Source organism: Lacinutrix sp. (assembly GCF_023299985.1).
GTDB lineage: Bacteria > Bacteroidota > Bacteroidia > Flavobacteriales > Flavobacteriaceae > Lacinutrix.
The window spans coordinates 1-7,099 of sequence record NZ_JALZVX010000104.1; the positions used below are offsets into that span (position 1 = coordinate 1).

At 29.3% G+C, this 7,099-nt stretch carries 5 protein-coding genes and 1 tRNA gene; 4 read left to right on the forward strand and 2 right to left on the reverse strand.

The features are described 5' to 3' along the window. Positions 1-323 precede the first annotated feature (323 nt). Positions 324-1,262, reverse strand: coding sequence for a calcium/sodium antiporter (locus Q0C58_RS05135; protein WP_290698366.1), 939 nt, complete (start codon positions 1,260-1,262; stop codon positions 324-326). A 175-nt stretch (positions 1,263-1,437) separates the two neighbouring features. Here Q0C58_RS05135 and Q0C58_RS05140 point away from each other — a divergent pair, with 175 nt between their 5' ends. Together Q0C58_RS05140 and Q0C58_RS05145 are read left to right on the forward strand one after the other, a co-directional pair. Beyond that, positions 1,438-1,797, forward strand: a complete 360-nt coding sequence (locus Q0C58_RS05140; protein ID WP_290698368.1) for a BlaI/MecI/CopY family transcriptional regulator — start codon at positions 1,438-1,440, stop codon at positions 1,795-1,797. A 2-nt stretch (positions 1,798-1,799) separates the two neighbouring features. Then, positions 1,800-4,178: a M56 family metallopeptidase gene (locus tag Q0C58_RS05145; RefSeq protein WP_290698371.1), complete on the forward strand. Its 2,379-nt coding sequence runs from the start codon at positions 1,800-1,802 to the stop codon at positions 4,176-4,178. Between the two features lie 61 nt (positions 4,179-4,239). Here the strand turns inward: Q0C58_RS05145 and Q0C58_RS05150 are convergent, their stop codons facing one another. Then, positions 4,240-6,231, reverse strand: coding sequence for an endonuclease (locus Q0C58_RS05150; RefSeq protein WP_290698375.1), 1,992 nt, complete (start codon positions 6,229-6,231; stop codon positions 4,240-4,242). 572 nt (positions 6,232-6,803) lie between these two features. On the opposite strand from Q0C58_RS05150, the gene Q0C58_RS05155 reads away from it, so the two are divergent. Together Q0C58_RS05155 and Q0C58_RS05160 are read left to right on the forward strand one after the other, a co-directional pair. After that, positions 6,804-6,956: an SsrA-binding protein gene (locus Q0C58_RS05155; RefSeq protein WP_290698378.1), complete on the forward strand. Its 153-nt coding sequence runs from the start codon at positions 6,804-6,806 to the stop codon at positions 6,954-6,956. A 68-nt stretch (positions 6,957-7,024) separates the two neighbouring features. Beyond that, a tRNA-Arg gene (locus tag Q0C58_RS05160) sits at positions 7,025-7,098 on the forward strand. The last annotated feature ends 1 nt before the right edge of the window (position 7,099 follow it).

Below are 7,099 nucleotides of genomic sequence, written 5' to 3' on the forward strand. Positions count from 1 at the left end.
CACATTTTACGCTTAAGCGATAAAAGTAATTTAAGAAGAGAGAAAGATAAATAACTAAAATATTTATAAGACGCCTAAACAATTAGTTTAGGCGTTTTTTTGTTTGAGACTTTTAAAGTGTCATTAGAAATTGAGTATGCGAATTGAGTGAGCACGCGTTAAGGATGGAAGTGGCATCCTTTTTTTTATTATAATAAACCAACTAACTGAAGTTAAAAAACCATGTTAATCTATAAAAGACTCACTAAGGTTAAGTAGAAAAAAAAAGATACAGCGGACAGCCTGACCAAGACTTTTTTGTCTTGGTAACGCCCCAAAAAAAATTATTTAAAGGAGAAGTATAAGAATAAGCAATAACCTAAGACTAATAATAAACCTTTGTATCTGCTTATTTGCATAACTTTAGGTATTAATATTAGTATAAGTAGGATGGCCGAAAAACCAATCATCCAGAAAATATCACTTCCTAAAATCTTTGCGTCTGTAACTGGAATGGATTTAATTATTGAGGTTAATCCTAAAACAGATCCAATATTAAAAATATTAGATCCAATTAGGTTTCCTAATGATAGTGCTTTTTCTTGTTTTGCAGCAGCTATTATTGAGGCTGCTAATTCTGGCACACTTGTACCAATAGCAATAACTGTAACAGCGATAACTGCGTCGCTAACACCTAATGCTTCGGCAAGACTTTTTGCACCATTTACTAACCAAACAGAACCAAAATATAGAGAAGTGGCACCTATTAATAGCCATATTAATATTTTAAAGTTTGCAGCTGTTGCGAGAGGATCTTTAGTGTTGTTAGTCTCAGGATCTGATTTTGAATTTTTAATTAATACTACTATAAATACTACTAAGGAGCAAAATAAAATGATGCCTTCTGTACTTGATAACATACTATCGTTTGCAAGAAAATAGTATAGCATAAAAGAAAAGAATAGCATTATTGGCCAATTAAGTTTGTAAAAAGATTTATCTACTGCTATAGGTCCTATCAACGCAGTGACACCTAATACCAAACCAATGTTGGCAATATTAGAACCTACTACATTGTTTATTGCAATTGCTGGTGCATCTCTTAAAGCAGCTTGTAGGCTTACTAGTAGTTCTGGAGCAGAGGTCGCAAAAGAGACAACCGTCATACCTATTACCATTTTAGACATGTTTAATTTGTAAGATAATGCTATAGATGCTTTAACTAAAAAATCGCCACCTACAACTAAAAGAATTAAACCTAAAATGACCCAAAGTATGCTCATAATTGAATTTTTATGCGAATATAAGTAATACCAAATAAATATTAAAACATGCCATGAAATTCGTTTATATAACGTTACTATGTTATTTAAAACTAAAAAAATAGTTAAAAAACTGTTTTTTTAGTTATGTAACTATTTTTTTAGTTATGTTTGTTTTCTAATATTAATATTATTTATGCAAAAGTTAACAAATAAGGAAGAGGAGATTATGCACATATTATGGAAGCTTGAAAATGCTTTTGTTAAAGATGTAATGGCAGAAATAAAAACGGAAAGACCGCATTACAATACGCTGTCTACAATGATTAGAAATCTAGAAGAGAAGGGCTATGTTAGTTACGAGGCTTTTGGTAAAACACATCGTTATTTTCCAATAGTTGCCAAGGAAGATTATAGAAATAAGTTTATGAATACTGCAATAGATAACTACTTTAATAGCTCTTATAAAAACGTTGTTTCCTTTTTTGCTAAAGAAGAAAAAATTAGTGTAGCAGAGCTTAAAGAGATTATTGATTTAATTGAAAAAAAGAAATAATTATGGACTATTTTTTAAAAGCATCTGTTGTAGTTATTATATTTTATTGTTGTTATAAATTGTTTTTGCAGCGCGAAACATTTTTTCAGTATAATCGATGGTTTTTACTAACAGGATTATTTTTAGCAACGGTTTTACCTCTTGTTGTTATTCCAATTTATATAGAATATACACCAACTCCTATTAACTTTATAGAAAGTACAACTGTAGTGTCTCAAGTGCAAAGTCAAGTTGTTAATAGTATAACATTTCTAGAGGTCTTGTTTTACTTGTATTTAATTGGGTTAGCTTATTTTTTTGGAAGACTCGTTCTTCAGTTTAAGTCGTTGCAAGCTTTATTGCATAAAGAAAGCAAGGTTAAAAAGGATTCTTTTTATTTTATAGAAACGGAAAAGTCTATTACTCCTTTTTCTTTTTTTAATCATATTGTTTTTAACCCAGAACAGTATACTAGATTAGAATTGAGTCACATTATTACACACGAAAAAGTTCATGCAAAACAACTCCATTCTTTAGACATGATTATTACACAAATAGCTACAGTTCTGTTTTGGTTTAATCCATTTATTTGGTGGTACAAAAGAGAAATACAACAAAATTTAGAATTTATTGCAGACTACAACGCGCAAAAAGAAATTAGTTGTTCTAAGAGTTATCAGACAGTTTTATTAAAAGCGAGCATTAATCAAAGTGAGCTAGTATTACCAAATTATTTTTATCAATCATTAATCAAAAAACGAATTATTATGTTACAAAAATCGAAATCTAAAAAGAGCAGACTACTAAAACTAACTATTGTGCTTCCTGTTTTGGCCTTGTTTTTAATGAGTTTTAATGTGGAAGAACGCTATGTTGCTAAAACAGTAGTTTATGAAAATGAAGTAAATACTGAAGACTTTATAATTACTTCTAAATCGACTGATAAAGAGATTGAAGCTATAAGCGTAAAGTTAGAGGCGCAAACGGATGGTTTAAAAATCAAGTTTTCTAATTTAAAACGAAACATTAATGGAGCAATTACTAATCTTTCTATTGAAACCAAAGCGAATGATAAAACTGCTTTTACAAAGCATATTACATATAAACATAAAGAAGGTAAACCAATAGGAAACATTGTTTTAAAAGTCGAGAACAACGAATTGATTTTTGGATATGTTGATATTGGTATGAATATGAAAGTTAATAAAGATGGTTCAACAACTTCATTTTTATCTAAAAAGGCTTCTGTAAAACAAGAGATGAAAACGAATGCAGGAGCTATACAGGTTCAAAATTCTGTTGATAATACAGTTGTGAAAGTTAGTAGTGATAAAAATAATGATGTTTTAATTATGTCGAGTTTATCTGATGGTAGCGTTGAAATTATTACTCAAAATAGTGATGGTAACCTTGTAAAAAATGGAACAGTTTTTTCTTCTAATAATAAAAATGTGCTAAATGGCGCAAAACAGTTTACAATGATTACGAGTCAAACTTCTAAAGATGGAAAGTTAATTAATGAAAATATAAAAATTGTTAATGCTAATAAATTAAATGACACTATTAATTTTGAGCCAACAAATTTAGAAACTAGTCATTTTAAAACATCTGTTGTTAGTAAAAATAAACCAATTGTATTTATTAATGGAATAAAGTCAACCAAAGAAGAATTAAAAAACTTAAAACCTGATAGCTTTGAATCTGTAACTGTTTTAAAAGATAAATCGGCTAAAGAAAAATATGGTTTTGAAGGCGTAAATGGAGTAGTTGAAATTATTACTAAAAAAAATGACCCTACAAAAAACAAAATAAATATAATTGATAGTATAAATCCTAAAAAAATAATAATGACGTTTCCAAATGGAGATTTAGATGCAAGTAATAACACTTTTATTAGCAAAACTAGCACACAAGATTTAGTATATATTGTTATTGATGGTAAAGAATCTAATAAACAAGAATTATCAGTACTTGATCCAGATAAAATAAAATCTATGAACGTTTTAAAACACGAAAATGCAATAACACTTTATGGCGAAAAAGGAAAAGACGGTGTAATTATAGTAACCACTAAAAAAGAAAATCCTTGGGATATTAGTTACCAAGTTTCTGAGGTGAGTTTTGAGGACAAGTCTGTTAAAGAAAAACTTCATTTAATCGATAAAAATTCTAGTGATATGGTTTTAGAACATTATAAATCATCATTAAAAAATGATGGTATAATCGTTAGTTATTCAAAATTAAGAAGAAACTCAAACGGAGAAATTAAAAGTATTAAAATTGATCTAAAAGATGATAATGGAAATAAGTCTAGTGCAACGTGGAAGAGGAACAAAGATGTGATTCCAAAAATATGGATTGGAAAATCTAATGGAAGTTTGATTGCTTCCTCTAGCTTATAAATAATAAATAAAAAATCCCAAACTTTTCAGTTTGGGATTTTTTTTAAACTTGTTGAATAATTTATTCAATAATAATTTTCTTAGTTAAAGTCTCATTTTCAGTATTAATTTTAACAACGTACAATCCACTTGATAAATCTAGATTAATAGCGCTGTTATTATTTATAATACTGTTTAATACCAAACGTCCTTCCGAAGAAAAAATAGAAATAGTATATTCTTGTTTGTTTCCAGAAATAAAGAGTTGATTGTTTACTGGATTAGGATAAAGCTTAATAGTTTCTGTAGAAAACTCTGTTACACTTAATGCGTTATTCCAAACCATACCTATTTGGTTTCCCCAAATATATTCTACCAAATCTGGCATATCTATAAAAGGATTTCTATTAAATTGCCACTCGTAAACAATGTTGTTTCTATTCATTTCAAAATCGTCTGGAGGATCGTTTCTATGCCAATCTAAAAGCGTTGTTAAATCTCCTAATTGTCCATCAACGTCTGGAAAACCATTTTCTATACTTAAGCCATTATATCTAATTTGCATATATAAAACGCTTCGTGCTACATCACCTTTAAAACTACCTGCCGTTGCTGTTGGTCCATTATATTCTCCATAATGTTGGTTACCTCTAGAACTGTTTTCTGGTCCATCTGCAGCTCTTAATGCGTGTGCATCGCTATTACCATGTCTTAAAGAATCTGCTTCTGTTGCCCAGAAAATATCCTTTCCATCTCTAATGTCGTCTAAATCTATACTTTGATAACCAGCCAAAGACCTTGGGAACGTGTGTTCTCTATTCCAAGTGCCAACATTACTAGACGTTGTTTGGAAATCTAATTTGGCACGAGCTTGTTCAGTGTAAACCAACCAAACTTGATTAGAGTTTGCAGGATTTTGGTCTGCTTGCTCTAAAATATCGATAACGTCTGTATAGGTTTGCGCTCTTACTATTGCAGGATCTGCTATAATACCTTGTAAGGCTTGTTCAAGTGTAGTAGGTGTGCTATTAATAGATAAACCGTCTATACTATTATAATAGCCAGTTGGTTGTGTGCTAGCAACTATTCCTGTTGTTGGGTTTAGAGGTGTGCCAAAAGGAGCAACAACAAAATCATTATCTACCACTCTTAGTTCTACAAAATTATTAAAAGGAATAAAAGGTGATGTTAAATTAGAAAACTTAATTAATAGTTCTTCATCTCCTTCATCTAAAGTGTCGTCTACCAAAGTAATATTTGTTGTTACAGTATTTTGTCCGTTAGGAATAACTATAGTTGTGTTTCCAGAATAATCCGAAGTATTAAAACCAAAATTATTTAGTGTAAAATCTATTGTAGTATCTGCAGTAACATTGGTTTCAGAAGTAAAAGTAATATCTAATGTTTCACCTTCTATATATTGTGTTTGTGTTGTAGAAATTGTAATAGGATTAAAAACAACTCCACTACCATCGTTTAAAGCTCTTGGAGTTGGAGTAGCAGCAGTATAACTTCCATCGTTATTACGTTGTATTGATCTTGGGTTTGCATTGGTGCCATTATCATTTATTTGTTCTAATAGTTCAAAACCTGGAGCATCATTAAAAAACTCAAGTAAATTTGTAACTGCAGTATCGTTAGTTTCATAAACTAAAATATCTACCACATTATTTAATGTCGCATCAGTTAGTTCTGGAAAGTCTGATGCATTTGCTTGATAAATAACAACAACATCTGGTCCGTTTTGAATAAGATTTTGAGAAAAAAGTAATTGCGGAAAAGGTGTAACTAAATCGCTACCAATTACAAATAAACCGTTAATGTCTGTGGTTAATCCATCTAAGTCTAAAGCGTAATAGCTTTTTCCTCCTGTGCTACTAGTGTTAGAGCCATTAAATAATACTAAAACAAAACCATCTAAACTTGTATTTGGGTTAGGTGTCTTTAGTTCAATAAATTCTTTAGTATCTATACTAGGTGTATCACAGTCTAATTCATTAATTACAACAGCTTGCGAAAAGCAAATAGAAGTAAAAATTAATGTCATTAAAATAGATAGTCTATTAATCTTCATAGCATAGTTTTTTGCAAATATACAATTATAAGTTAATCAAAATTTTGTTGAATAATTAATTAACTTTTATAAAATGAAATAATGAAAACACGAAATTTGTTACATTTTTAAACAAATAGCCTCTTGGCTTTTTTATTTTGTTTAAAAAAGGCTCTACGTTTGTTTTATACTAAAACAATAAAAGATGTTTTTAGTTTAAAATTAAAACTTTATCTAAGCTAGTGTATAAATAATTGTAATACTTTAGGTTTTTTTACTTATAAATGTAAAGTCAGTCGCGTTAATTTATATGTTTTTGTTTGGTGGGTAATTATGAAAAAATATATATTGAATGAACAATCATGAAAGTGCTTGTTATTATTAACCCTTAAACCTTAAATATTATGCTAACACTTGCTAAAATTATTATCGATGCTATATTATCGATATTTCTGTAACCACAAAATGTAAAACTTAGTCTAGAATAAGTTTTACTATTTTTAAAGGAAACAGTATTTGGCAAACATTAATTAAAAGTATAATTTTGGAGTCTTAAAAATAGTATTCACTATTTTAATAAATAGGAATGCATTATGAAAAAACAAATATTTAAAATATTAGCAAAAATTAATAAGATCGTTTTGCCAAGTTACTCAAAAAGACAATTAGATTTAACTAAAGCCACGAAGCTACAGATGGCTATTTTTGGTTGGAAACTTTACGTTACCAAAAATGCTTTAGATTAAACTTTATAATTTTAAGTTTTTATTTTGACCATTATATAAAAAAGAGATATATTTGCACCCACAAAAAAGGCCTCGTGGCGCAACTGAATAGCGCACTTGATTACGGCTCAAGAGGTTACTGGTTTGAATCCAGTCGAGGTCAC

Coding starts and splice junctions, on each gene's coding strand:
- Q0C58_RS05155 (WP_290698378.1), top strand. CDS start 6,804: ATGAAAAAACAAATATTTAAAATATTAGCAAAAATTAATAAGATCGTT.
- Q0C58_RS05135 (WP_290698366.1), bottom strand. CDS start 1,262: ATGAGCATACTTTGGGTCATTTTAGGTTTAATTCTTTTAGTTGTAGGT.
- Q0C58_RS05150 (WP_290698375.1), bottom strand. CDS start 6,231: ATGAAGATTAATAGACTATCTATTTTAATGACATTAATTTTTACTTCT.
- Q0C58_RS05145 (WP_290698371.1), top strand. CDS start 1,800: ATGGACTATTTTTTAAAAGCATCTGTTGTAGTTATTATATTTTATTGT.
- Q0C58_RS05140 (WP_290698368.1), top strand. CDS start 1,438: ATGCAAAAGTTAACAAATAAGGAAGAGGAGATTATGCACATATTATGG.